The sequence below is a fragment of the Paraburkholderia sp. BL21I4N1 genome, from assembly GCF_002973525.1.
In the GTDB taxonomy this organism is placed as follows: domain Bacteria; phylum Pseudomonadota; class Gammaproteobacteria; order Burkholderiales; family Burkholderiaceae; genus Paraburkholderia.
Genome location: NZ_PVEN01000020.1, coordinates 111,941 through 134,695 on the forward strand (window position 1 = coordinate 111,941; position 22,755 = coordinate 134,695).

Genomic DNA, 22,755 nt, shown 5'->3' on the forward strand with positions numbered 1-22,755 from the left:
TTGGGCTATATGAACGCTTGAGGCTTTCATCGACAAAGTTCATCTGCCGCGCATACTCAAACCTCTTTTGTCGAGCTAATGTCTTAACCCTGCAACGCTCGCATCCTGAAGACGTTGCCGGGTTATCTCTCCAGGCAGAACAAAAAAATACGAGGCAGCGAATGAGCGATTTGAAGAACTACAGCGCGGCATCGAGCGGTCCTGATCGCAGCGGCGATCCCGTTCGGCCACGGCCCGGCCGGCTACGTCGTTTTTTTGGCGGCAGATTCAAGCGGATCTGGATCGGCGCGGACGGGTTGCGCTCGGGCTGGGCCGCGTTGCTCTTCGTCATGATTGTCGGCGGCTTGATTGCGGGCGCGGCGTTTATCGCGCATCTGTTGCATCACCTTCCGCCCAGAACCACGGAGATCATCCCGACGAAAATGCTCATCGGTGAAATCGTCATGATCCTGGCGGGACTCGTCGCGACCAAAGTCATGAGCCTGATCGACAAACGCTCATGGCTCGACTACGGACTTCGCGCACCGCATCGCGCCGCCCATCTCGCACAGGGGCTCTTCTTCGGTGTCCTGGCCATGTCGCTCATGATGGCCACGCTGCGCTATTTTCACGCGGTGACCATTGAGCCTTCCGGCATGCAATTGGGACCGCTGATCCAATCGGCGGCAGTCTGGGCGGCGTTGTTCCTGCTCGTCGGGTTTAACGAGGAGCTGAGTTTCCGGGGTTATGTCTTCTTCCGCCTGCTTCGCGGCGTGGGGCCAGTCGTCGCCACACTCGTCACTGCAGCCATTTTCGCGCTGACGCATATGGGCAATCCGGGGGAAACGGTATACGGCATTGCGTCCGTCGCCGCTGCCGGGATCGTGTTCTGTCTCGCGGTTTGGCGCACGGGTTCGCTGTGGTGGATCATCGGCTTTCACGCCGCGTGGGACTGGAGTCAATCGTTTGTGTTCGGTGTCGCCGATAGCGGCGCGATGGCGAGCGGTCATTGGCTGACGAGTCACACAACCGGACCCGCCTGGTTGAGTGGCGGAGCGGCAGGTCCGGAAGGCAGCATACTGATGTTGCCGATGATGGCCGTGCTCGCGTGCGTGATCGTTGGAACCTTGCCGAGAAACGGCGCACGGCGGGCATGAGGCGTAGTCGCCCCACTCACTCAATCCGCTCGACAAGTCTCGTGCGATCGAACGGCGGCTCGTAAGGCTCCGGCCAGTACTCGACGACGCGGGCAATCTTGCCGTGCTCGACCGTAAAGAAGGAAATAGCTCTGGCCTGCAGGACGCTATCGGTAATGGAGACATCCGACACCGCGTCCTTCTCATTGCCGACAATACGGTTGATCGTGAAAATCCAGCGCCCTTGCGCAGGGTACTCCGCGTTGAACTGCGCGAAATTGGCGACGCCACGAATGCGCTCATTCGATTGCGGCCATTCGAGCACAAAGTCATCCGCCAGAACCGCCGTGACCGAACGGAAATCGTTGGTCGCCATGAGACGCCAAAACGCCTGAACCACGTGCACGGCGTTCTCGGTAGACTGGGTCATATCGGTTCTCGTCCTCGGGGAAAGCGGAAATGATTTCACACGTTTTTATCGGTGTCACCGATTTCTATCGTGCCGTGCAGTTCTAGAATCGACACGTCAAAACAAGTCGCAATCCTTTCACATAACTCGTGCATAACTACACCCGGCGCTGCCGCTATTCGCCCTTTACGCGCCCCATGTTGCACACGCGTGCAACGCTCAGAACACCCGATGCAATTTCTCTTTTAACTTCGAACGGGATTACTCATGACAAGAACACCCAGGCAGCCGATGCCCGCGCACCGCCGGACGTTCCTCAAAGGCGGCGCCGCGCTCGCCCTCACGCCGCTGGTGTCGGCGCTGTCCGCGTGCGGTGGCGGCGATGGCGGCTCACCGGGCGGGTCCCAGTTATCCGCCAACGCGGCGGCGGTCAGCCGCAGCCTGACGGGACGCTCGATGACGATCAACCTCACCAACTGGATTCCCGACCTCGCGCTCGGCTATGGCAGCGCGGCGAGCCAAAGCGGCTCGGTGCCGCAAGCATCGGCGGCGCAGATCGCCGTAGGGCAAGCCACCACGGTCAGCGCATCGAACAGCCTGGGCGACTGCACGGGCTCCTTCAGCCTGGCGGGCGACGACGCGAGCTTCGCCGTGTCTTACTTGCATCCCTTCGGCTCATCGCCGACGACAGTCACCGTTACGCCCTCGTCGGGCTACGTATCCGGCGCGAATGCCGCGACGTTTCCGGGCCACGACTCGGTGGCAAACGTCAATCTGTATCGCGGTGTCGCCACGAGCAACGGCGCGTGGGTGGCGCCGCTCGCGCTGCTCGCCACGCCGCCACGCAACAACGCGCAGGACTTCGCCAATAGCATGTTCGGCAGCGGCATTCGCGGCGCTGCCGCGATCCAGTCGGCGTATCAAAGCACGGGCGCGAGCGGCTATGTACCGCCTGCGGATTTCACCGGCGGTCAGTTGGCGGGATTCGTTGCGCAATGGGTGCAACGCTGGTTGCACGGCGCGTCGTACGCCACGCTGCCCGGCGCCGACGCGCAGTTGATCGACAGCCTGAGCCGCTACGTAAGCGGCGCCGCCAGCAACGGCCCGCTGACCATGTGGGTACCGCAGATTGGCTACCAGCCAGGCTCGAACCCGGCGGTGTTCAATCTCACGGGTTATCAGCCGTTCGCATTTGCCGACGCGTCGGGCAACTGGAACGCGGCGAGCCTTTCGGCATTCCTGACGTTGCTCGCGGCGGGTTCGCACTTCGTGGCAATCAGCGCGACAAACGACCTGCCTGCCGGCGTGTCGATGCAGGCATTCGACACGTACATGGGGGCGAGCGGCCTGACCACCAGTGTCGATATCGGCAATTCGCACTACACGTCGCTGCTCAATACGACCGGCAAGTACTACCTGAGCGTCGGCAGCGATTTCGCACCGGAGAACTGCGGACTGATCCTGTCGTTCCTATACGGCCGCACCGTGAACAATCTGCTCGCCGCAAGCGGCACGTACAACACATTCATTCAACTGGAAGGCTGGCAGGCCGGTGGGTCGCGCCACAACGCGGACTACGACACCTATCAGCAGACGCTCTGGAACATCTCGACCTACGGTGCGTCCGCCTATAGCGAGAAACGCGCGACATCGATCTTCCTCGCGCCGGCCGGCTGGACGCCGCAGGTGTATCAAACCACGCTGATGATGCCGTACGTCGGTGCCTACGCGAATTCGAACGGCACGCCGCAGAGCTGGTTGAATACGTCGCTCGTGACGATTCCGGCCGGCGCGCCGGCGCTGCCCTCACGCTACGTGTCCAGCTGATGCAGCGTCGTTCCTTGCCGACTGAACGGCTTTAACTAAGCCGACGATGGGCGCCGGTTCACGTTTTGCGCCAGCCACGCATGAACCAGCGCCCACTGCGCGTGCTCGCAGAAATCGATCATTATCGTGCCGTGCGCGTCCGCGTGGTTTGCGAGGCCTTCGACCATCCTGTCATTGATGCCGCGCCGCCGGTCGTCGCCACAGGCTACCTTACGGGGGTTTGCTCCCATGCCGGTGCCGCTGCAAAAATTGACGATCCAGCGCGGCGTTTCGGGTTGTTCCTTGCGTGAGAGCAAGGCCTCGATCACGCGGTATTTGTAATCTATCGACGCCTCGACCGGCACGCGAAACTCGTCCTGAATGACGAACTGTGCGCCCGGAGCATCGAGTTCGAACGTGGCGTTGTCAGGCCAGTTCGACAGATCGATGCCCAGCGCGCCATCGCTGGCAAATCGCCTCCACAGCACGATCGAACCGCGCACCTCGCCCAGACGCGGAATCGTATCGCCCAAATACCAGCGCTGCCGTGCATGGCGTTCGACATACAACTCGAACGTCCGCGCGAAACTGCGCGTGCAATCCCGCGTGCCGCATTCGTCCTTCACCGACATCACGATACATTCGCCGGGATATCGCGCCAGAAACTCGGCGCACGCGGCGATCACATCGTCGAACATCAGGCCGAGCGGTATGCGCGCGTGATTGATGTGAAACACATCTCCTTCATGCCGGCAGCGGATATCCAGCACGCGCACGCCTTGCGCCAACTGCTCCGCCAGCGTCGCCCCCTGTGTTTTCGCCAGCGAATCCTCAACGGTGTACGCGCAACTATCGTGACTGCCCGGCAATGCCAACCGACTCAGCAGGAGCTCGTCGGCCAGCCCCGACATCCAGCAAGCCGGCGCAAAAACCGATGCCAATGCCGGCGCCTGGCCAAAATAATCGCCCTGCCCGCTTATATCGTGTTCGACGTTCATCATCTTGTCCTCTTGATCGGGCAAGCTGCGTTAAGCTAGCTTCGCGTCCCTTCATTCATTCACACATGCCTAAGAAACAAACGCTTTGGGTTACCGCCGCCGACGTCGCGCGCCGCGCCGGTGTGTCGCGCTCCGCCGTCTCGCGCGCCTTCTCGCCGACCGCGAGCATCGCACCCGAAACACGGCAGCGCGTGATGGAGGCCGCCGACGCGCTGGGCTATCAGGTCAACCAGATCGCCCGCGAAATGATCATGCAGCGCAGCAGCATGGTCGGCGTCGTCACGGCGGGTTTCGAAAACCCGTTCCGCGCCAAGCTGCTCTCGCATATCATCGCCGCGCTCGGGCGCCAGCAACTCACGCCGCTCGTGATGAACGCGGAAGACCCCGTGCAAATCAAGCATTCGCTGGAAATGCTGCTGAGCTACCGCATCGCCGGCATCATCATGACTTCGGCGTCACCGCCGCTCGGCCTCGCTCGCCAGTACCTCGAACGCGAGATTCCGGTCGCGATGATCAACCGTGCGTCGGATCTGCCCGGCGCGGACGTCGTGGTCAGCGACAACGCGGCCGGCGCCGCGCTTGCCGCGCGCATGCTGATCGACGCGGGGGCGACGCGGCTCGCTTTTGTCGGCCCGACGAAGACCAGCTACAACGGCAAATCGCGCCGCACCGGCTTTGTTCGCGCGGTCCAGCGCATCGCCAAAGACGACCCGCGCCTCATCGATCCAGTCCTGGTTCACGCCACGGAAGCAGATACCTACGAATGCGGGGTGACGGCGGCGCAAGCGGTCCTCACGCAAAACCCGCGGCCCGACGGCGTGTTCTGTTCGCCGGATCTGCTGGCGCTGGGCTTTCTCGATGCCGCGCGTCAGCACTTCTCGATCCGCGTGCCCGAAGAGCTGCGCGTGGTCGGTTTCGACGATATCCCCGCTGCCGGCTACGAAAACTATCGACTCACCACCATTCACCAGGACACCTCCGGACTGGCGAATGCCGTGGTCGAAATGCTGATCGATCGCATGGCGTCGTTTTCCGGCGCCTCGCGCACTTACGTGGTGCCGGTCACGAGCGTGGTGCGCAAAAGCTGTGGCTGAGCGGGCTTCAATTCACACGCCGCCCGCTCTGTCCGTCGAAAAAATGGAGCTGGGCCGCCGGTAACGCGACACCGAGTTGCTCGCCGCACGCCGGACGCTGGTGATACGGCAAGCGCACCACCAGGCTCTGTTTGCCGAGACGGCCGAACGCGAGATTGTCGGCACCTAACATCTTGCAGGCATCGACGGGTAGATGTATCGGCCGATCGTTTGTCACCGTCACGTGTTCGGGACGAATGCCGAGCACGTACTCGCGATTCGGGTCGACCTGCATGCCGGATTCGCTCGCGCCCGCGATCGGAATGCGCGGCCCGTCGTCGGCGTCGAAGTGCTGCCGGTCGGCAGTCAAACGCCCGCGCAGCAGATTCATCGCGGGCGCTCCCATAAAGCTCGCGACAAACGTACTCTGCGGGCGCTCGTAGATCTGCTCCGGCGTCCCGATCTGCTCGATGCCGCCTTGATTCAGCACGACGATGCGTTGCGCGAGCGTCATCGCCTCCACCTGATCGTGTGTGACATACAGCGAAGTCGTACCCAGCCGCGTGTGCAAGTTGCGAATCTCGGCCCGCATCTGACTACGTAGTTTTGCGTCGAGGTTGGACAGCGGTTCGTCGAACAGAAACAGCGCGGGTTCGCGCACGATCGCGCGGCCCATGGCGACACGCTGACGCTGACCGCCCGATAACGCGTGCGGCTTACGTTCGAGCAAGGCCTCGAGCGAGAGCATTCGCGCGGTCGACGCGACGCGCTCCCGTACCTTGTCCGCCGCTATACCGCGCATGCGCAGACCGAACGCGATATTCTGCGCGACCGTCATGTGCGGATAGAGCGCGTAGCTTTGAAACACCATCGCGACATTGCGCTCCTGCGGCGCGATCTGATTGACGACGCGCGAGCCGATCCGAATGTCACCCGAGGTGATGGTGTCGAGACCCGCCGTCATTCTCAACAGGGTCGACTTGCCACAACCGGACGGGCCGACCAGCACGACGAATTCGCCGTCCGCCACGTCCAGATCGATATCGCGCAACACCTGCTGGCGACCGTGCCGCGTCTTGCAGACCGCACGGAGTGAGAGTGTAGCCACCGTGTATTCCTTGTCGTATTACCATCGCGTCCCGCCATGGAGCATGAGCCGCTGCACAGGGCGGCCTCTCTTGTGTCACGCCAATTCGCAGCACAAGAGAGGCCTGGATCGCAGAGACTTCGAGCGCCGCCCACCATCGCGGCGGCACGCACGAATCAGAAGCGATGCAGGATGCCGACGCCCGCCGTGAATTGAGTGCTCGTCGACGACGGCGAACCGTTGAAGCCGTCGCCGATCGATGCCGTGGCGTCGATGATCTTCACGCCGTTCGAGCCGATCGTCTTGCCGCTCGAGTGTTGATACGCTTCACCCAGATACAGCCCCGTGCGGGACGACAGGCTGTAGTACTGCGTCAGCGAAATCTGATGGTATTGCGCCGCGCTGCTGATACCGTTCGACTGCGTCGCGCGCGTATAGCTATAGCCGCCCGCGAAATCCCAGCTCACGGTCGGCTTCCAGTGCAAAACCGCGCCGGCCGTATTGAAGGTCGCCGTGTTCAGGAATGCCGAGCCCACACCCGGGATGTACTGCACGTTCGAGTACGACACCGACACGTCCCACGCCGGCGAGAACTTGTAGCCGGCCGTCACCGCCACACGCTGCTGCGCTTGCGCGGTCACGTAGCCGTTGTTGATGGCCGAAATGCCGGGCTGGCCGCCGGAGTTCGTCGTCGAGTCCGTGCCCCATGCGCCGCCGCCAACCGTCGAATTGTTGACGCGCTGGAAGCCCGCCGCCACGCCGAACGGTCCATTCAGATACTGAATCGCCGCACTCCAGGTCGAGCCGCGATTGGTGCTGCCCGCCACACCGCCGAGCGCGTACGAACCGCTCACCGTAAAGCCATAGAACTTCGGCGACGTATAAACCAGCGAGTTGTTCGCGCGAATCGTCGTGTCGAGCGAATCGAGATCGCCCGGATGCGCGCCGAAGAATCCAGTCAGGTACGTGGTCGGGCTATAAGGCGAAAGCAGCGTGTAGTACGCCGTATATTGGCGGCCCGCCGTCAACGTACCGTAGACCGCACTCGTCAAGCCGATCCATTCCTGGCGCGTAAACATGCCGCCTGTGAATTGCGACTGCCCGTTTTCGCTATTCACGCCCGCTTCGAGCTGGAAGATCGCCTTCAAACCGCCGCCGAGATCTTCGCTGCCCTTCAGGCCGAACCGGCTGCCGGCCCATGCGCCGTTCGACATCGTGATCGCCGAATGGCCGCCCGTCGTCGAACCGCGCGACGTGCTGCTGTTCTGATAGACGAGGCCGTTATCGATCACCCCGTAGAGCGTAACGCTGCTTTGCGCGTGAGCCGCAGTGGACGCAACGAGGCCCGCGGTCGCCAGCGCGACCGCCAGATGCTTGTTCATTTTCGTGGATCTCCAGATGGTAGGTAGACGAGCGCGAAGCACCCGATACATTGACAAAGTCACCCGACGCAGGCGCCATCGACCAGCGCGTGCCGCCTGCTTTATTTGCTTTACTTCAGCCCTCCGGAAAACCCGCGCAGCAGATAGCGCTGCACGTATCCCGCGACGGCCAGGGTCGGCAGCGAAGCGATCAGGCCGACACTCATCAGATCGCCCCAGTCGATGCCGTTTTCAGTGACATAACCCGCCACCGCGAGCGGCAACGTAAAGCGGCTCGGCGTGGTGAGAAACAGCAGCGCCAGCAGAAATTCGTTCCACGCGGCGATCAGCACGAAGATTGCGGTCGCCACGAGCCCCGGCGCGCATAACGGCAGCACGATATAGACGAGCCGCTGCACGAGACCCGCGCCGTCCAGGCAGGCGGCCTCTTCATAATCGATCGGCACTTCACGGACGAACGAAAGCAGCATCCAGATCGACAGCGGCAGCGTGTACACCTGGTAGGCGAGCATCAATCCGAATTCGGAATCGAGAAGATGCAGGTTTTTGGCGAGCGTGAACAACGGCACCGCCACGGTGATCGGCGGCATCAGCTTGACCGCCAGCACCAGCATCAGGAACAGCAGATCGAGGCGCGCCGGAAAGCGCATGCGCACGAGTGCATACGCGGCAGGAAAAGCGAGCGCGAGCGACAGCACGGTCGTCCCGCCGCTGACGAGCACCGAGTTCAGCAACTGCCGGCCGATACCGCTCGCCCACACCGATTCGAAGTGCTGCAAGGTCGGCACGTGCGGCCACAACAACAGCGGATGATCGAGACGTTCAAGCGTCGGCGTGAAGGCGGCGCCGACCATCCAGATACAAGGCAGCAGCAACAGGATCAGTGCGATGGCCCGCGACAGCCAAAGCGCGGCCTGCTGGCCCAGGCCCGCCGGAAGCAACGTGGAAGACGACGTAACGGTATTCATCGCGCGCCCGCCTTGCGGATCGACAGCCATACGTTGACCGACACCAGCACCGCCGAAATCAGCAACATCAGCACCGAAGCGGCGCTGGCCGGCCCGACGTTGAAGAAGCGGAAACCCGTGTCGTAGATATAGGTGGACAGGGTCTGCGTCGCATTGCCGGGACCGCCGCCCGTCAACGCATAGACCTTGTCGAACAGCTTGAAGGTGTCGATCGAACGCAGCAGCATGGCGAGCACGATCTGCGGAACGATCAGCGGCAACGTGATGTGGCGCAGGCATTGCCACTCGCTCGCGCCGTCGGTGCGCGCCGCTTCATACAGTTCCGGCGCGATGGACTGCAGGCCGGCGAGAATGATCAGAAAGGCCATTGGCGTCCATTGCCAGACATCCACCAGAATCAGCGACCAGATCGCGAGGTGCGGATCGGACAGCCATTGCACGGCGGGCTGACCGAACACCGCCAGCAGCGCGTTCAGAAAGCCGCTGTAGTTCAGCCAGTTGCGCCAGATCGCCGAGCACACCAGGGTGGAGAGCATCATCGGCAGAATCGCGAGCGGAATGATGAAACGGCGGCCGGCGAACGCGCGTGAGAACAGCAGCGCCAATGCGCCGCCGAGCACGACTTCGATCACCGACGCCACGACCGTGAACTGCAGCGTATTGGCGAAGCTCGCGGAAAACTCGCTGTCGCCGAGCACCGCACGGTAGTTTTCCAGCCCGGTAAAGAAGCGCTGGCCCGACGCATAGTCGACGTTGAAGAAAGAGTCGACCAGCACACGCAGCACCGGATACAGCGCAAGCACGCCGAGCACCAGCAAAGCGGGGCCCACCAGCAGGACCAGTGGCAGATAGCGGCGCACGGCGTTCATGGAATGGATCGACAGGACGACGGCGTTATTTGGCCGCGGCGGCGAGCGCCGGCGTGATCTTTTGCGCGGCCTGATGCAAGGCGGCGTCCGGCGCGAGCTGACCGGTCAGCACCAGTTGCAACGCGTCGCCGAGAATGCTCTCGATCTGCTGCCAGTCCTTCACACGCGGACGGGCACGGCCGGCTTCGAGCGCCTTGAGCTGATCCGGATACCAGCGGAATTGCTTCACCAGTGCCGGATCTTCGAACACGCTTTTACGCGTGGGCGGAATGCCCATCGCGGCCAGACGCGTTTGCGTGTCGCGGTTGGTCAGATAGACCAGGAACGCTTGTGCGAGCGTGGCGTGCGGTGCGTCTTTCGGAATCGCCATCTGCCAGATGCCGAGCATCGGCGACGGCCCTTTCACCTGGCCCGGCGGCGCCTGTAGCGCGACTTCGCCGACCACGCGCGACTGCTTCGGATCGTCGAGCGCGGGAATCCATGCCGGCCAGACCTCCAGCGCTTGCGCCGCCGCGCCCTTTTGCAACGCGTCGCGCACTTCGGCGGCACCATAAACCGCGACGTCCTTCGGTGCATTGTTTTTTAGCGCGACAAACATTTTCAGGGCCGTCAGCGCTTGTGGGGAATCGATCGTCACCTTGCCGCTCTGATCGATCACGTCGCCGCCGTACGCCCACAGAATCGGCAGGAAACCGGTCACGACCGGGTTGCCCTTCGCGCCACGAAACACCACGCCGGACACGTCCTTATCCGCGGCACCGGTGGTTTGGGCGATCTTCAGCACGTCGTCCCAGTTGCGCGGCGGCTGCAGCTTGTATCGGGTCAGCAGGTCGCGCCGATACGCGAACATCTCGACGTTGCCCACTACCGGCAGCGCGTACAAACCGCCCGACGGCGCGCGGCCGAGCGCGACGGTCGACGCCACCATGTCCGCGTCGGCGAGGTCTGCCGGCAGCGGCTTGAGCCAGCCGTTCGACATGAATTCGGGCGACCACGTGTCGTCCATCATCACCAGATCGAAAGCGCCGGTGCCTTCGCGCATCGACAGTTTCAGCTTCTGGTACAGGTTCGCATTGGGCAGTTTCAGCAGTTCGATGTCCGCGCCGGGGTGCAGTTTCGTGAAACCGGCGACGGCGTCCGCCAGGCCGCGTCCATAGATATCGTCGCGGCCGGCGATCACGAGATCGGCTGCGCCGGCGCTCGACGCTGCTATGGATAAGGCGACGGCAACGGACACGGCGCGCAGGCTGCTGAACAGTTTCATGCGATCTCTCGACGAAGGAACGGAACTCGGGCGGGTTGATTGCAAGCGTGTGCAACGACGCGTACAAATCTCTCTCGATACATGGCCGCTATTCTGGCTGTGGATCGTTAAAGATTTATGGCAAGGGAATGGAAAGGTGCAGGACGACCGGGAAGCCGCGAAGGCGTGACAGCGAAATCGGCGCGCCAGGCATTAAGCGCTAAGGCGAAGCGCGCCGATAGAAATGCCGATGAATCAGTTAGCCGACATTCGGCCCCGACGGCACATAGTCGATGACGATCTGCGGAACCGTCACGACTTTCCCGGCGTTGAACGCGAACTTTTTGAACGTGTCCGGATTCGGAATCCACTGCTTGGTGCCGTTCGACACCAGATACTCCGGCGCCGCTCCATTGCCCTTGGCCAGCACAGCACCCGAGGTGAGTGCGGGACCACGCGGCACGTTGTCGACGAGATAGTCGCTCACCACCACACCGTTCCACGAAGCGAACAGGTTGTTGTACGTTTCTGGATTCGGAATCCACTGAAGCTGGCCGTTCAGCACCAGATAAATGGCCCCCCCGTTGCTGGCGATGACGCGTTCGCCGTCATACTTGCGCCAGTCCACGGCAAACGATTCCCTGACCTGATTTTCCGGGGCGATGATACGGTCTTTCTCAAGCGTTTGTGATGACATTATGATCTCCGATGGTGATGCATTGAAAGAGTGAATCAGACCTGCCAACGTCTACTTCTGTCTCAACCAACAGAACATCTCTCGCCTTGTCCCAGGCGTGTTTCTCCAGCATTTCGTACGATGCGATCAGCCGGCCGGCTGACCTAGCAGGTGTTCTAGAGTACTGATCAATGTACGGCGGTATTGCGCCTGCTCTTCGTAAGTTCGCGCCGCGGCTTCGATATCCGCGCTGCAATGCGGACAGGTCTGCTCGTTCGCGTGGACGTAGCCGTTGCAGTTGCGGCATAGCGCCAGTTTGGTCGGTATCCGGCCCACTTCCGGCGCGCGCTTGCCTTTGTTCTTCCACGTGAGTTCGATGGTTTGCCCCGAGCGAACGATGCTCGCCACCGGCGTGCCGTCCGAAATCCTCTCGGTCACCAGATCGAAACGCCCCACCGCGAACGACGCGGCCCCGGCCTCCTCCACTTTGACGATCCGCTCGCGCAGCCCCTGCTTCTGCAGTTCGATCACGCGATAGTGGCAATAAGGATTGTTGCCCGGCTTGCCGAGCAATGAATGCGACGTCCACGTGCAGCCGCCGCGACACACATCCGCGTAATAGCAGGTGCGGCAGAAGCCCCACAGATCGTCCACCGAACGCAACCGGCCGAAATGGATCGCTTCGCTCGTCCGCCAGATTTCTTCCAGCGAGAGATCGCGTACGTTGCCGCCGGCAAAGCCGACTGTCGCCAGCGACGGGCATCCCTTGACCGTGCCGTCCGCCTCCAGCGCGATCACCTGTTGCCCCGCGCTACAGCCGGTCCAATGCACGCGCTCGTCGCCGAAACCGCGCCACAGGTGTTCGTAGGGACCGTAGTAGCCGATGTTGTTGCCCACGTTCATCAACAGGCCGTGGCTCAGGCCGCGTTTGTAGAGGTCCGCGAGCAGCGGCATCAGTTCCTGCAACTGGTACGGCTGCAGCAGCAATTCGTCGTTGTCGGCGGCGTTGCCCATCGCCACCGTCAGTTGAATCTGCCAGTGCGTCGCGCCGAGTTCGATGATGGTGTCCATCAGCGCCGGCAGATCCGGCAGCGTCAGCGCGCCGATCTGTGTGTTGACGCTGGTGGCGAGACCGGCCGCGCGTGCGCGCTTGAGCGTGTCGACCGCCTTGCCGAACGATCCCGGAACGTTGCGTACCTTGTCATGGAGCGGCGCCATGCCGTCGAGCGACACGCCCACGCCGTTCAGCCCCGCGTCGACGGCTTGCGCGAGTCGCGCCGGGTTCAGATTGCGGCCACCGGTTTGAATCGCGCAATACATGTCGTGCGAGCGGATCGCCTTGATTAGCTGAATCCAGTCCTTGCGCAGATAAGCTTCGCCGCCGATCAGCGAGACCTCGCGAGTGCCGAGCCGGGCCAGCGACTCGATGACTTCGAGACACTCGTCGGTATTCAGTTCGTTGGGGCGGCGGCGGCCTGCGCGCGAGCCGCAATGCAAACACTTCAGATCGCAAGCCAGCGTAATTTCCCACACCACATGAACCGGAACGAAGCGCTGAAAGTCATCGTCGCGCAAATAGCGGGCCGGCTGCCGACTGGTCTCGTGCATCTTGCTTCCCTTTTTGTGTGCGGGTTCCCGCGTCAGCACCGCTGCTGCTCGACGCCGCCTGGCGACAGACGACGCACGGTATGCGCCGTTGCGTCGAATCTCGCCAGGCAGGCGCCCAAGGGCGCCTACGGCTGTTGCCGTCGATCAGGCACGCCCTTCCAGCCGGGCGATTTCGGCATTCAGTCTGGTCAGCTCGCTCTGAATGCTGCCGGCGTCGGCAAGCTGCTGTTCAGCCTGGCGTGCCAGCAACTTCATGTGGCTCAGATCGCCGGACGCCTTCGCCTGCTGCAAACCCACGCCATAGAGCGGTGTGACCGGTTGATTCGGCTCGTGCGGCTGCAGCGCGCCGGTGAGCGTGACGATCGCGTGTTCGACGTCGTGCCAGCGTTGATTGTCGAAGTACTTGTAGCCGGCCTGTCCCGACTGCCAGCTGCTTTTCAGCACGCCGTGAAACTGGAACGTCTCCGCGAGGCCGCTGGTCGGTCCCGACGGATTGCCCGACAACGTCAGGACGATGACGGGATCCGTACCGGGCACTAGTTGAAGCTGGCTGTAATTGCCCCAGACGTCCGCATGGAATTCCAGCGGCGGATAGGTCGACTGATAGATGCGGGCCACGCCGCTCACCCGCTTGGCGGGCGTGTTGACGAGCAGGGACAGCGTGAGAACGGGCGCGCCGATGGCGGGCGTCGCGACGCGCAGATTAACCGGGAAAAGACCGACAGTCATGACGATAACTCCTGTGAACAAGGGGTAGCGAAGCGTGACGATCCAGCGTTTAGCGAGCGGCTTCGAGCCGGGCGATTTCCGCCTTGAGTTCGCTGAGGCCGGTCTGAATGCTTTCGCGGCTGTCGAGTTGCTGTTGCGCGAAGCTCGCGAGCGTCTTCATATGGGCGAGATCGCCGCTTGCCAGCGCATGCTGGATGCTCACGCCGTACAGCGGTGTCGGACCGCCATGCGGATGGCTCGGAATCACGGGACCGGGTTCCAGCGGCACGAATTCCGGATCGAGCCTTGCCGGCACGTTGGAGATTTCCGTCCAGCGGCCGTCGTTCAGATAGCTGTAGTTGGCAACGCCGTGTTGCCAGTCGCTGTCCAGCACCAGATGCAGGCGGAAGGTCGTGATCGAGTTCGATTCCGGGCCGCCGGTATTGCCCTGCAAAACCACCAGGATTCGCGTCTCCGAAGGCGGCATGAGCGCCATATACGTGAACGTGCCCCACGTGTCGGCGTGAAATTCGAGCGGCGGATTCACCGCCTGCGTGATCGATGCGCCGCCGACGACAGTGCGCCGGGGCGTATCGACCAGAAGCCCGAGCGTGAGTGTCGGCGCGCCCGGCAATCCGGTACCGACGACATAGCGGGCCGGGAACAGGCCAATACGGGGAAGGGTAGCCATGCTGTTTTCCTGGTGGTTGATTGAATGACAATGAACGGCGATGAACGAAACGGCGGATCAGTTGCGATCGAGCTTCGCGATCTCGAGCTTGAGCACGTCGACCGCGGCGGCGAGGTTGCCTTGCTGTTGCAGGATCGCTTCGGCCTGGGCCAGCAAGGCCTTCATCTTCGCCAGATCGCCTTCCGACACCGCCTGGTGGATCGCCACACCGTACGGTGTGATGGGATGTTGAGCTTCTCGACTCATGTTCTTCCTCACTTAACGAAATGACGCCATAGCAGAGGGCGCGACGTTTTTTATGTTTGCGCCGGCTAACCCGGCTTGCCTCGAACGCGGCAGACACTATGCAAGCCATATGCCAACGCAGCGACACGCCGCGTGACGGGAAACGGGCCATTCCGGAACGCGCGCAGTGGACGGAGGCGTCCTTTTTAAGGGGGCGTTGTGGACGATTTCGTCCACTCGTCTGCGGCGCGCGCCGTAAACGACAAAGCATCCGGGTCAGGGGTATTCCCCCGAGCCGGATGCTCTGGACACGCTACGCGGCGGGACGACGCCAGAAAGCGTCAGGACGGCATGACGTACTTGCTATAAGTCAGCCGGCTTGGACGAACCCGCATCCGCACCAGCGAAACGAGCAGACTGAAACCCGCGTGATTGGGATCGATCACCGGCACGTAAGCGCCCAACGCTTCCTCGAGCAACACGCCCACGCGGCTCGCCACGTCGACAAAACCGGTGCAGCCGAGCAGGATGGATTGCGCGCCGTCGTCCTTGATCGCTTTCATGGCTTGCTCGAAGGTCTTGGCGACCACGACGTCGGTGTTGTCGAGCTGATCCACCGGGCAATTGATCGCGCGAATCGACGCGAAGTTATCCTGCAGCCCATAGCTCTGCGGATGACCACGCTGCATGGCCAGCGTGCTTTGCAGAATCGTGATGATGGAAAAGCGCTGGCTGAGCATCAACGCCGCGAACGCCGAGGTCGGAAAGCCGCCGATGATCGGAATGTCGATCACTTCCCGGGCCGCTTCGACACCCGCCATATCGAAGTCGGTCAGCCAGATGCCGTCGAAGCCATCGTTCGCGATCTGGCGCGCGAGTGCCACGACCGGCATGCCGTTTTCGAGCCAGTTGGTGCGATTCTCGATACACGGGTGGCCGCTGGTGATGTTGCGAACCTCAACCAGAACGTCGGGCGGCACGACCGGCGCAACGGCCTTCATGATGCGGTCGTTGAACTGGTTCGTCGCGACCGGCACGAGGACACAAATACGAAGCGGCGCGCTCAAGACAACTCTCCCCGAAGCGGCGCTGCTTGAAGCTTGCCCACCGGCACGTAAGGGCCGAGATAACCGAGCGGTTCAAGAAGCTCCAGAAAACTGTCGAGTATCAGCCCACCGGGCACGGTCAACGGCGCTTCGGCTTCCCAGCCGATCAGCGTCACCTTGCGCTTGCCGACCACCGGGTTGAGCGAGCCGTCTTCCATCACGAGATCGCCGTTGGTGAAAATCGACTGACCGTCGCCTTCGACGAAATACGCGACGCTGTCCGGCGCCAGCACGATAGGCTGCGGGCGCCGGCTGTCCCACGCGATCAGCGATTCGTTCTGGTAGACCACGGTGTAGGTGTGCTGTCCCGCCTTGATGCCGATCTTGCCCACGTCGAATCCGCCACTCGTGTCCACCTTGGCCGACACCAGTTCGCCCGGCTCGGAGATCGCACGCGCCGAGATGCCGCCATGCTCGGCGAGCCACGCAATCATCTGCGGCACGTTGCGGACCCGGCCAGCGCCGAGCGCACGGCCCAGCGTCAACGCGCGGGTCAGCGTGCCGCGAATCGGCAACGCACCGCCGAGTTCGGCCGGCGTCATGGTCCACATCGCAAGGCCGCCGAACTGGTTGAACTCGGGATCGCCGACGATCGGCCGAATCATCTGTTCGACAATCGCGGAGACGTCGCGCTGATGCGACGTGCCGCCGCTCGTATGGCTGTGGCGCGGCGTCACGTTCAGCTCGACGTTCAGCCCGCCCTGGCTCACGAGATAAGCGGGCCGCGGATCGATTTCGCGGGCGGCATACGTGAGCATCGGCAGCGAGGGCACGGCGCGGCCGGCGCCGTCGGCGTCGATCACCGCGAGTCCCAGCTTCGCCGCCACCAGACACGCCACGCTAAAGCCCAGCGCGCCGCTTTCCGGCGGCGCGATGTAGGCCAACCTACGGCCTTGCGCCGCCAGCCGCTCCTGCACGCTCTGTACGGCCAGCACGGGGCCAGTCGGATAGGTTGCCGAGTTGATCGCTTCCGGTGCGCCCAGATAGGCCACCATGACGGCGTCGCCCAACGCGTCGGGGCCCGAGGCTTCTTCGACCGTCACGATGCTGATCGTCTCGCGCGGGTAGTAATCGCCCTTGCGAAAATGCTCGGCCAGATGACGCGCCGACTCGACCGTACCGCCGCCGCCGCTGCCGAAGAAAGCGCCCCCGAGCAGCAAGGGTTCCAAATCCTGTGGACCGAGTTCATAGGCCATGTGCCATTCCTTTTTTTTGCGGGTGGAGGGAATCGGTATTGCGCAATTCGGCCAGCAGGCGGAGCGCGCGCATCGCGCCGGGCGCCGGGCGCGCGGAGGACTCGGCGCGCAGCGCGCGCTCGAGCACGTCGACGGCGTCGGTGCGGCGTCCGGTCTGATTGAGGAGGTCGGCAAGATAGGCCGAGGCGGCGATGCGCGCCGGCACGCATCCCAACGCACGCGAGGTGGAGATCGCGCTGCGCAGGCCCTGCTCGGCCTCGGTCATGTCACCCAGGGCCCATTGCGCGCGCGCCCTGACGATCAGCAGTTCGCCGAGATAAACGCGCTCCTGGCGTTCGATGACTTCGTCGAGCGCGCTGGCGAGCAGCATCTCGCACGCCTGCGGACGTCCCGCGCGCAACAGCAGTTCGCCGTGCTGCCAGGTCTTGAACGAAAAGAACAACGCACCGCCGTTGTTCGCCATGTGATTGTCGTAGCCGTCCAGCAGCGTGGCCTGAGCCTCGTCGAGCGAACCGCGCGCGCTCAGGTAGCACGCACGGAATACCTTGCCCACGCCGCGATAGAACGTGAAGCCCGCCACTTTCGACACGGCGTCCAGTTCGCTGGCCAGTTCGCCGAGGCGGTCGATTTCGTTGAAGAGAAAAGCGAGCCACGCCGCACCCTGCAGATCGAGTACGTGGCCGAGCGCGTGATCGTTGCCGTCCGAGGTGCGGGCGATCAGCGTTTCCATCGACCGACGCGCGTTGTCGACGGCGCCGGTCTGAAGCGAGGCGAGGCCTTCGAATGTCAGCGCGAGGCCGGCCAGATCGAGACCCTGAACGCCGATGCGCCGGTCCTTGCGGCCAATGCCGGTCAATCCGCCGCGCGTGAGGCACGCCAGCGCCTCCTCGCTGTCGCCCAGCCAGAACAGCGTGTTGACCATGGCGATGTGCGCTTCGTCGAGGGTCGCCTGGCGGCCCATGCCTTGCGCCTGTTGCAGCAGGTTCTGCGCGGTCGCGCGGGCTTCGGTCAGTTGCAACGTTGTCAGTTGCGTCGTCCACACGCCAAAGCGGACCGCGGCCAGTTCGTGCTCGTCGCATACGCCTTGACCCACCGTCAGCGCGGCGACATAACATGCGGTCGCTTCGGCATGCAGCCAGCCGTACACGCTGCGCAGACTCACACCGAGCATGCGATAGGCTTCGAACTGGAGATGCCGCGTGTCGTCCGGACCATTGCTCTTCAGCAACAGATCGAGACAGCGGCGCAATAGCGGAATGGCCTCCTGAAATTGCGAGGCGTTAACCAGCGCGTCGGCCTGCGTCAGACAATCGCGCGCCGCGCGGTGCCGCTCTTCACGCGCCTTCTGCCTGCGCTCGATCGTCTTGCGACTCACGCCCAGCAGCAACGCGGCCGCGCTCTTGTTATTGGCCGTGCGTTCGAGCGCGCGATCGATCAGCAGGTTTTCCGCCGCCGCCAGTTTGTCGTCGCCTTCGAGTTGCAATAGCTGATCCGCGAGAACCACGCGCGAGTTCGTGTCGACCGCACCGGTGACGAGAAACGGCGTCAACATGTCGGCATCGATCCGCGTGCGCTCCGCGAGCACGCTCAACTGGCTGATCAGGTTGCGCAGCTGGCGGATATGACCGGGCCACGCCTGCTGGCAGAGGCAACGCATCGCCGCAGGAGTGAAGTCGATCACGCGCGTTTGCTGAGCCGCGAAATGAGCGACGAGCAAGGGAATGTCGTCGGCCCGTTGATCGAGACCCGGCACGTTGAGCACGAACACCGCGAGGCGATAGAACAGATCTTCGCGGAAGCGTCCTTCGTGGACCGCGTGGCGCAGATCGCGATGCGTCGCGGCAACGACACGCCCTTCGAAGCGCACGTTGACCGATGAACCGACCGGCCGGAAGCTGCGCGTTTCCAACGCCCGCAACAATTTCGGTTGCAAGATCAACGGCAATTCGCCGATCTCGTCGAGAAAGAGCGTGCCCTGCCCGACCTGCCGAAGCAAACCTTCGCGATGGTCGGACGCGCCGGTGAACGCGCCTTTCACGTGGCCGAACAGTTCGGCCTCGACCAGGTGTTCGGGAATCGCTCCGCAATTGACGTCGACGAACGGCTCGTGGCGATTCAGGCCGAGCGCATGAATGCGCCGTGCCACCAGCTCCTTGCCCGAGCCCGTGGGCCCCGTGATCAATAACGCGTGATGAGTGGGCGCCACGCGGTCTATCATCCGCACCAACTGCCGGAATGCCATCGACGAGCCGATGAACGTGGCGTCGTCTGGCGCTTGCGCGCGCGGGCGCGACTCACTCGACGAAGGTTGAGTATCGAACTCCATCATATGACGCGCCCCCGGGCACGGCCTCCACATCATGATGAAAAGCGGTAGGACTTCTTTATTCGCAGAGTGAATCGGCAATACGACGCCTGACACGGCATGGCCTATGCGCTGCGCATAGGCCATGCCGTGTATTCATTCATGCAATCCGGATACTCTGTCTTCGGTGACTTTCTATAACCGTCGCGCAATTCCAATGACATATGCCGGAATAGTTACGGCGGTAATATATTTTCTTATGCTTATTAATTAGTTTTGTGAAAAACCTGTTTCGCAGTGGCACTTGACCGCGTCAGCGGCGTGGCTGACTGTGTTATCGGCATCAGGAACATTAAGCTTAGCAAAATTACACCTAAATATGCCAGGGACTCCATTGTGATTTGCACTTATCCTGACATTGCGCCAGGGTAGTTGTGGGGCGTGACTATTTCTGGTTAAAACACCCCGTCAGCAAACCAGATCTATGTGACAGGTTCGGGTCTGCCGGGCAGCGTCGCTTTGTCTTGCCGTTTTCCGCCACGGGCAGATTTTGTGAATTTATGCGTTTCGGGTTCTTCGTGAAACCTTCCTCTAAAAGACGGGTGTCATCTAAAATTACTTGGACATTCGCTGATCGCGAGGCATAGAATTCCATCAGATTAGCAATCCGCGGAAGGTCGCTGAAATCTTGCAAGTCGCTACGGCAACATCGTTTGTCTGGTTCCTGAGCTTCGTCGAGCACGACGCCACGCGTGATGGGATAGAGTCCCGCGCGCAGCGCGCATTGGCTCCCCTCTCCTTTCTCCTGCCTCATGCCGCAACGCACCTTGCGTTGTTGCGTCGCACTGTCAATTACGTGATCCGGCCATGGTCCGCGCCGCTGTCTACGTGGCGGATCGTGCTGGCCATTACCGGCAATCCCGCTCTCTCCAGGCGTCGGGACAGAAATCCCACCACGCCGCTCGACGGCTGACGTCGCTCTAGTCTTTTTCACACGGCAGTGCCTGAACCCTTGCGTCGCGCGCGTGCTTGCGCTGTTAAAGCACGCGCGGCGAATGACGACGCTCGGGTATTCGAAGTACAACGCTAAAAAGAGTCCAATAACATGCACACGTTTTTATCCATGAGCTTACTTGTCCCGTTGATCGTTCTACTCGTCATCGGATTGCTCGCGGTGGTCGGCGTCTGGCTGTCGGGGGCCGTTCGCTACATTCCGAACGACGCGATCGGCGTGATCGAAAAAATCTGGAGCGCGCAAGGGTCGGTGCAGATCGGCTTGCTCGCCTTGCACGGCGAAGCGGGTTTCCAGCCCGACGTGCGTCGCGGTGGTTTTCACTTCTTCACGCCGTTCCAGTATCGCGTTCATATCCGGCCGATGGTGTCGGTCACGCAAGGCAAGATCGGCTACGTCTTCGCCCGTGACGGGGTCGATCTGCCGGCGGGCCAGACACTCGCCGACAATGCCACCGTCGACGATTTCCGTGACGTCCGCGCGTTTCTCGAACATGGCGGCCAGAAGGGCCCGCAGCGCAAGGTGCTGCGTGAGGGCACGCACATTCTGAATCCGGCGCTATTCGTCGTCATGACGGAAGACACGACGTATTCCCTGTCGATGGCGCCGGAAGAGCGCGCCTACTACGCCCGCATGCGCGACGTGCTCGACGAGCGCAGCGCCTTCACACCGGTCGTCATCAAGGAGGTCACGGGTGCCCATGGCTCCGACCAGATTGCGGTCGTCACGGTGCAGGACGGTCCGGGGCTGCGCGTGGACGAATTGCTCGCGCCCGACGTCGGCGATCTGCACAACGCGTTTCAGGAACCGGAGAAGTTTCTCGCGGCGGGTGGCCGTCGCGGTCGTCAGGAACGTGTGCTGGTGGAAGGCACTTACTACATCAACCGGCTCTTTGCGACGGTTGAGTTTCTGACGAAGACGATCGTTCCGGTCGGCTTCGTGGGCGTGGTCGTCTCGTACACGGGCCGTCGCGGCGACGACCTCTCAGGCAGCGACTACAGTCATGGCGAGCTGGTCAAAACCGGCTGCCGTGGCGTCTGGAGCGAACCGCTAATGCCGGGCAAGTATGCGTTCAACCCGTATGCCGGCAAGATCGAATTCGTGCCGACCACCAACTTCGTGCTGCTCTGGAAAGCGGGCGAGAGCGGTTCCAAATTCGACTCCAATCTGCGCGAGATTACGTTGATCACGAAGGACGCGTTCGAACCGCAACTGCCGTTGTCGGTGGTCGTGCATATCGACTATCGCAAGGCGCCGCTCGTCGTACAGCGTTTCGGCAATATCGAACAACTGGTCGAGCAGACGCTCGATCCGATGGTGTCGTCGTACTTCAAGAACGTCTCGCAAACGCGGACGTTTATCGAACTGATCCAGTCGCGCAGCGAATTGCAGGGCAATGCGTCGAGTGAGATGCGTGAGCGCTTCAAGGCGTATTCGCTGGAGTTCGAGGAAGTGCTGATCGGCACACCGAAGCCGCAAACCGGCGACATGCAGATCGAGAACATCATGGCGCAGTTGCGCGACCGGCAGATCGCGCGCGAACAGGTCGAAACGTTCGCGCAGAAACAGATCGCGGCCGACAAGCAGCGCGAACTGAACGAAGCGGAACAGCGTGCGGCGAAACAGAAGGAGTTGACGGGTTCGTTGGTCGACGTATCGATCAAGGAGAACCAGGGCTCGGCCGCGGTGAAGGCGGCTGAAAAGCGTCGTCAGGAAATCGAAGCGCTCGCGCAAGCCGACAAGTTCAGGCAGGAGATGGAAGGCTCGGGTCGCGCGTCGGCGATCAAGGCGGTGGGTGAAGCGGAGGCCTCGGCGATCAAAGCGAAGTCCGAAGCGCTGCAGGGTGAAGGCGCCGACAAGCAACTGATGCAAACCGTGATGCTGCGTTTAGCCGAGGCGTTCGAAACCTCACGCGTGCCGCTCGTGCCGCAGATCCAGTTGGGCGGCGACAGTGGGGGCAATGCGATCAATACGCTGATGTCGCTGATGAGTTCGCTGAAGGCGGGGGAGTTGGCGCAGTCGTTGTCGAGTAAGAGCGAATAGTCGAGCTGGACGATTACGGCAGTGGCTGTTGAGTACCTTGCTGTAGCTTTCCACGGCCGTAAACGCAGAAACCCCACCTTTTTGGGTGGGGTTTCTGTTTTCTGCAGGGGAGCCTGACGATTACCTACTTTCACACGGGTAATCCGCACTATCATCGGCGTGGAGTCGTTTCACGGTCCTGTTCGGGATGGGAAGGGGTGGTACCGACTCGCTATGGTCATCAGGCATGACTTGT

General features: G+C 62.3%; 20 protein-coding genes and 1 rRNA gene. 4 read left to right on the forward strand and 17 right to left on the reverse strand.

Annotated features, from left to right (window positions below):
- Nucleotides 1-17: 17 nt before the first annotated feature.
- Entirely contained in the window at nt 18-1,136 is a 1,119-nt protein-coding gene (locus B0G83_RS33020; RefSeq protein ID WP_146120330.1) for a CPBP family intramembrane glutamic endopeptidase, read from the forward strand.
- Between the two features lie 16 nt (nt 1,137-1,152).
- Here B0G83_RS33020 and B0G83_RS33025 read toward each other — a convergent pair whose 3' ends face one another.
- Nucleotides 1,153-1,545, reverse strand: a complete 393-nt coding sequence (locus B0G83_RS33025; protein WP_105511527.1) for a nuclear transport factor 2 family protein — start codon at nt 1,543-1,545, stop codon at nt 1,153-1,155.
- Nucleotides 1,546-1,791: 246 nt separating this feature from the next.
- Between B0G83_RS33025 and B0G83_RS33030 the strand changes: the two genes are divergently transcribed.
- Nucleotides 1,792-3,351 carry a hypothetical protein gene (locus B0G83_RS33030; protein WP_105511528.1) on the forward strand — a complete coding sequence of 520 codons (1,560 nt, stop codon included), beginning with the start codon at nt 1,792-1,794 and terminating at the stop codon, nt 3,349-3,351.
- A gap of 35 nt (nt 3,352-3,386) precedes the next feature.
- Here the strand turns inward: B0G83_RS33030 and B0G83_RS33035 are convergent, their stop codons facing one another.
- Nucleotides 3,387-4,328: a phosphatidylinositol-specific phospholipase C gene (locus B0G83_RS33035; RefSeq protein ID WP_258168429.1), complete on the reverse strand. Its 942-nt coding sequence runs from the start codon at nt 4,326-4,328 to the stop codon at nt 3,387-3,389.
- Between the two features lie 65 nt (nt 4,329-4,393).
- Between B0G83_RS33035 and B0G83_RS33040 the strand changes: the two genes are divergently transcribed.
- Complete coding sequence (locus B0G83_RS33040) at nt 4,394-5,422, forward strand: LacI family DNA-binding transcriptional regulator (RefSeq protein WP_105511529.1); 1,029 nt, start codon at nt 4,394-4,396, stop codon at nt 5,420-5,422.
- A 7-nt stretch (nt 5,423-5,429) separates the two neighbouring features.
- Here the strand turns inward: B0G83_RS33040 and ugpC are convergent, their stop codons facing one another.
- The 14 genes from ugpC to B0G83_RS38350 form a co-directional block, all read right to left on the reverse strand.
- Nucleotides 5,430-6,509, reverse strand: coding sequence for a sn-glycerol-3-phosphate ABC transporter ATP-binding protein UgpC (gene ugpC / locus B0G83_RS33045; RefSeq protein ID WP_105511530.1), 1,080 nt, complete (start codon nt 6,507-6,509; stop codon nt 5,430-5,432).
- Nucleotides 6,510-6,664: 155 nt separating this feature from the next.
- Nucleotides 6,665-7,870, reverse strand: a complete 1,206-nt coding sequence (locus B0G83_RS33050; RefSeq protein WP_105511531.1) for a porin — start codon at nt 7,868-7,870, stop codon at nt 6,665-6,667.
- A 110-nt stretch (nt 7,871-7,980) separates the two neighbouring features.
- Entirely contained in the window at nt 7,981-8,838 is an 858-nt protein-coding gene (locus tag B0G83_RS33055; protein WP_105511552.1) for a carbohydrate ABC transporter permease, read from the reverse strand.
- Nucleotides 8,835-9,707, reverse strand: a complete 873-nt coding sequence (locus tag B0G83_RS33060) for a carbohydrate ABC transporter permease (RefSeq protein ID WP_105511532.1) — start codon at nt 9,705-9,707, stop codon at nt 8,835-8,837. Before B0G83_RS33060 ends, B0G83_RS33055 begins: the two co-directional genes overlap by 4 nt.
- A gap of 25 nt (nt 9,708-9,732) precedes the next feature.
- Nucleotides 9,733-10,971, reverse strand: a complete 1,239-nt coding sequence (locus B0G83_RS33065; protein WP_105511533.1) for an ABC transporter substrate-binding protein — start codon at nt 10,969-10,971, stop codon at nt 9,733-9,735.
- A gap of 238 nt (nt 10,972-11,209) precedes the next feature.
- Nucleotides 11,210-11,647: a hypothetical protein gene (locus tag B0G83_RS33070; RefSeq protein ID WP_105511534.1), complete on the reverse strand. Its 438-nt coding sequence runs from the start codon at nt 11,645-11,647 to the stop codon at nt 11,210-11,212.
- 126 nt (nt 11,648-11,773) lie between these two features.
- On the reverse strand, nt 11,774-13,234 hold the full coding sequence (locus tag B0G83_RS33075; RefSeq protein WP_105511553.1) for a GDL motif peptide-associated radical SAM/SPASM maturase: 1,461 nt from the start codon (nt 13,232-13,234) through the stop codon (nt 11,774-11,776).
- A gap of 144 nt (nt 13,235-13,378) precedes the next feature.
- On the reverse strand, nt 13,379-13,963 hold the full coding sequence (locus tag B0G83_RS33080) for a DUF1842 domain-containing protein (RefSeq protein ID WP_105511535.1): 585 nt from the start codon (nt 13,961-13,963) through the stop codon (nt 13,379-13,381).
- Nucleotides 13,964-14,012: 49 nt separating this feature from the next.
- Nucleotides 14,013-14,633, reverse strand: coding sequence for a DUF1842 domain-containing protein (locus tag B0G83_RS33085; protein ID WP_105511536.1), 621 nt, complete (start codon nt 14,631-14,633; stop codon nt 14,013-14,015).
- A gap of 57 nt (nt 14,634-14,690) precedes the next feature.
- Nucleotides 14,691-14,879 carry a DUF1843 domain-containing protein gene (locus B0G83_RS33090; RefSeq protein WP_105511537.1) on the reverse strand — a complete coding sequence of 63 codons (189 nt, stop codon included), beginning with the start codon at nt 14,877-14,879 and terminating at the stop codon, nt 14,691-14,693.
- 320 nt (nt 14,880-15,199) lie between these two features.
- Nucleotides 15,200-15,925, reverse strand: a complete 726-nt coding sequence (locus tag B0G83_RS33095; protein ID WP_105511538.1) for an aspartate/glutamate racemase family protein — start codon at nt 15,923-15,925, stop codon at nt 15,200-15,202.
- Nucleotides 15,922-17,160, reverse strand: coding sequence for a DUF917 family protein (locus B0G83_RS33100; protein WP_105511539.1), 1,239 nt, complete (start codon nt 17,158-17,160; stop codon nt 15,922-15,924). Before B0G83_RS33100 ends, B0G83_RS33095 begins: the two co-directional genes overlap by 4 nt.
- The gene (locus B0G83_RS33105; RefSeq protein ID WP_374954963.1) at nt 17,150-19,489 is read right to left on the reverse strand and encodes a sigma 54-interacting transcriptional regulator; all 2,340 of its coding nucleotides are present in this window, start codon (nt 19,487-19,489) and stop codon (nt 17,150-17,152) included. Before B0G83_RS33105 ends, B0G83_RS33100 begins: the two co-directional genes overlap by 11 nt.
- Before the next feature lie 421 nt (nt 19,490-19,910).
- Nucleotides 19,911-20,279, reverse strand: a complete 369-nt coding sequence (locus B0G83_RS38350) for a hypothetical protein (protein ID WP_146120331.1) — start codon at nt 20,277-20,279, stop codon at nt 19,911-19,913.
- 309 nt (nt 20,280-20,588) lie between these two features.
- On the opposite strand from B0G83_RS38350, the gene B0G83_RS33110 reads away from it, so the two are divergent.
- On the forward strand, nt 20,589-22,520 hold the full coding sequence (locus B0G83_RS33110; RefSeq protein ID WP_258168430.1) for an SPFH domain-containing protein: 1,932 nt from the start codon (nt 20,589-20,591) through the stop codon (nt 22,518-22,520).
- 111 nt (nt 22,521-22,631) lie between these two features.
- Here the strand turns inward: B0G83_RS33110 and rrf are convergent.
- Nucleotides 22,632-22,745: ribosomal RNA gene (rrf, locus tag B0G83_RS33115) — 5S ribosomal RNA — on the reverse strand.
- Between the last annotated feature and the right edge of the window lie 10 nt (nt 22,746-22,755).